Raw genomic sequence first — 3,619 nt, 5'->3', positions numbered from 1 at the left:
TGTAGAAGTGATGCTTTTATGGATGAAGACACAACTGGTTTTTGGGGGAACCTCAAGTGCTGATATAATGGTTAAGCAGTCATCGAAGTTCCCTTGACCCCATTTTATCATGCTTTTTTAGAGGATACGTAAAAATCTTCTTGCTGAAAAAAAGGCAGCGCTCCTTTCAAACGTGGTCATGTTGCTCAAGCATAGCAACAACGCCATATATGAAGGTATAAAAGTGGCTTAAATCCTGGCAACCACGGTTGATTGTGCTGCCACCGGGTAACAGACATGTGTACGATAATCCGGTAGGCATCTTCTTATCCCTGTTTGCCCAGGGCCATGTCAAATGCCTGCTTCAGACCTTTATTCCAATTTGCTATATTGTACTTGTCTTTCACGTCTTTTCGTGCGTTTCTGCCGAGTCTGTCACGCAACTGTTTGCTTTCAATGAGGGCGGATAGACTTCCGATCAGACCGTTTACGATCACGGGGTCCGGCTTAAACATGTGTGAGTAGTCCTCCTTTAACATCCCCGATTGCGGGTCTATCCAGGAGACCTTTCCGTAGCGTCCCTTGATGACAATGCCGTTGTAGCCGTTGACGACGTACTCCTCTATGCCCCAGCCATCGGAGACGACCACGGTCATCCCATTGGCCATCGCCTGCAGGATGGACACCACGTGTATCCGTGCCGAGGGCAACACGTATATATCACCCTGGTCAAGGAGTATCTGCATCTCCCTGTTTGAGAGGTAGCTGTCAATGAGACGCACGTTGCAACCATTGATGATGTCCACGTAGCGTTTGTCCATGTTTGCCAGGAGGCTGGTTCTGAGTATCAGATGCACATTGGGGTAGTGTTGCTGTAAGACGCTGTAGGCCTCCAACAGGTCATGCCCTCCCCTGAGGAAGAAACTCTCAGGGTTCTGGTGCCACGACGTCGTAAATAGCAGATTTACACAGGTGGAGCTTTTACGGATAAAGAACTTCTGCGGTATCTTGACCCCCAGGGGGATATAGGTCATTTTCTTTGCCAGTTGCGGGTTTTTAAAGATCACCGGTATGCTCTCAGCCGTAGACTTCACGTGCGTGATTATCCCCCTGCAACTGCCCAACTCCAGCATTGCCTTGAGTATGGGGTAATACGGGGACGTGGTGATGTCAAGCTCTGCCGTCCTGCCGTTGTGCAGGGCGGGAAAGAACATCGACGTGGTGTCCTCGACCTCCATGACCCAGGGGGTCTGTCCGTAGGTAAAGGGCACACTGGGCAGAAAAACGAGCTTTGAGTTGTGCGGCACCATCAGTTGAGAACGTACACCGCGGTTTGATATAAACTCAAATATGTGCCTGAGCTTTGCCCCGCGTATCAAGGAAGCAAAGAACAGCTTCAGGATCGGGATTATCATCAACAATACCCGCCAGACCTTGATCAGACGGATCAGCAACAGGTCTAAGGCACCGGGGAGTTTTTCGTTTCTCTGGTGCTTGGAGTACACAAACTTGTAACCATCCGGGGAGGACTCCAGGTGTCGAAACTGAGGGTGGTTACCGCAATCGCCAAACCTCCTGAATATGGGTATCCAGCCGCCGTACTCCACCTCGGTCAGACGCTCGTTTACTATGTTCTCCTGAGGCATGTCCTTGCCGGCAGTGGCCGCGCTGCTATCGTCGCGTGCACGATCAGCATCTCCGGGAAGGTGGTCTTGCGTTTCAGTTTCGGGGGATTGTGCAAAACAGTCCCCGAGGTCATCTATGAGGCGTTCCAGACCGCTCTGGGTCTTTGCCTTGAGCACCTGTATCCTGTTCCTTTGGGTGGCATCAAAGAGATCAACGTACCCTCCTGACTTAGGCAGACCATAGAAACACCTTCCATATCTGATTATTTGGTGGTCCTTGTACGTCGATATCACCCGCAAGGTTGAGTCATCGACCATGGCCTTTATCTCTTCCTCGGTATCTGCCGTTTTGACTGAGGGGTGATACTTATACTCTCCCCTGGTGAAGTCGATCTTGCCGGCCCCGTGCGGGATGGCATAGAAGCGGTTGAGGTACGTGACAATATTATGCCCATAATATGCCATAAGCAGCGTGGGGTGATTGATGAGCTTTACCTTTTCTATGAGTTGTTTGCCTTTGGCGTCGATGAGTTTTTTCAGTTTGTCAAGGTTCTTGTCTTTTAGTATGCCGGGGAAATAGTTGTGTTCATCGTCCTTGAAGTCAACCCTGCCCAGGACAATTGGCATTGCGTAAAACATATCGTAGAATTTTATGATATGAAACTCCTCATAGAGACATATCTCTACGGGGTCTTTCCACACCCGAACGTTTTCAGAGGACAGGCTTGCCCTTTTGGTATCATCCGTGTCGTCATCGTCCCGTGCAAATGACTTGTATATCATCCCCGCCCCTTTTGAGTCTTCCTCTGCCTGCAAGGGTAGAGTGGATGGCGGGAACAGGCTGCCATAGCGCCAGTCTTTAATGTGTTCGGGGGTTATGAGCTTGTCCTTCAGGGTATCAAAGGTCATGGTGGTGTCTATACGCAGTGTCCTGATGGCCTCGTTTTCGACAAACGGTTCAATCTTGCCTGTTTGCAGATTGTGCAGTGCCCTCAGGGAGATGCCCTTGCCATCGTGTACACCGGCGTAGTCGCCATAGCCCTGATGGCCGGGGTGCCAGGTGTGGTACAGGAACTCATCCTGGAGCCAGACCTCCTTCTTACCGGCATTGAGGAGCCTGAAGGTCATTTCGTATGCCCCGCTGACGTACCCAAGGTAGTCAACGTGCTGGTCGGCCCCGCCGATGTTGATCAGTCCCTGGCGGGCGGCACACATACATGCGTCGTAGTGCAGGGTGTGCAGGGAGTTGTCCTTGTCTTTCAGGCCCGTGGTGGTGCCGTTTTCCCAGTTGACGCCGGTGCTTTTTACGTCATCGACGGTTGGATAGTTAAACGGGTAAAATCGTCTGTCCGTACTGCATACCTTATCCATGTGCAACACTATATCGCCATCCTTGCTGAAGGCATCAAGTATACCCTTTACAAAGTCTACCCCGCAGATGATATCCGACTCACAGAAGGCAACAATATCGCCACTGCTTGCCACGATACCTGCGTTGTACATCAGGTGTCTGTGGTACACCATGTCATCGGGCATGTTGAGCGTCAACCACTTGTCAACAACGGGGGGTTTACCGGTCTGCTTGTTTTTCTTCATGGCGGTCTCTATATCAAGCAGAGCACCGGCATAGTACTCGATCCAGATGATTTCATACCGGTCCCTGCCGATGGACTGCTCATTGAGGTAATGGAGGGTATGGATGCTCTGGCGACATGACCAATCGATCAGGATTATGCTCAGTGCCGGTTTGTCCGGCCTCCGGTTATCTGCGATGAGGGTTGGTTGTTTAAACATATCTTCCATTTTCATTATAGCAGTGAGATTTCATATATTCTGAGCACCATCGGTTCGGGATCGTTGCCTTTGTTCAGGCTGAATCGGTAGAATTTGTGGCTTCCCGGTTTTTTTATAGAGTAGAGTCGTTTTTCATTTACCTTCCAGTCCTTCTGGTCTGCCTGGGTATCGAGGTCTATCCATTTGGCGTCATCGTCCGATGCCTGGAACTGCCACTCTCT

Annotated in this window: 3 protein-coding genes; all 3 read right to left on the bottom strand. The window is 50.6% G+C overall.

From position 1 onward, the window contains the following. Positions 1-166: 166 nt before the first annotated feature. Positions 167-301: a hypothetical protein gene (locus HWQ67_RS20000; protein ID WP_255317300.1), complete on the bottom strand. Its 135-nt coding sequence runs from the start codon at positions 299-301 to the stop codon at positions 167-169. Positions 302-305: 4 nt separating this feature from the next. Next, the gene (locus tag HWQ67_RS14465; RefSeq protein ID WP_218253398.1) at positions 306-3,398 is read right to left on the bottom strand and encodes a glycosyltransferase family 4 protein; all 3,093 of its coding nucleotides are present in this window, start codon (positions 3,396-3,398) and stop codon (positions 306-308) included. 14 nt (positions 3,399-3,412) lie between these two features. Then, positions 3,413-3,619 (bottom strand): hypothetical protein (locus HWQ67_RS14460; protein ID WP_218253397.1); only part of this gene is annotated, 207 nt, incomplete at its 5' end.

This window comes from Candidatus Magnetobacterium casense, from assembly GCF_019173545.1.
GTDB classification, from domain to species: domain Bacteria; phylum Nitrospirota; class Thermodesulfovibrionia; order Thermodesulfovibrionales; family Magnetobacteriaceae; genus Magnetobacterium; species Magnetobacterium cryptolimnobacter.
This window is presented reverse-complemented; position numbering and strand designations above follow the sequence as displayed.

Bases quoted from the DNA above. Each gene is read 5' to 3' on its own strand.
- HWQ67_RS14465 (WP_218253398.1), bottom strand. From the start codon at position 3,398: ATGTTTAAACAACCAACCCTCATCGCAGATAACCGGAGGCCGGACAAA.
- HWQ67_RS20000 (WP_255317300.1), bottom strand. From the start codon at position 301: ATGCCTACCGGATTATCGTACACATGTCTGTTACCCGGTGGCAGCACA.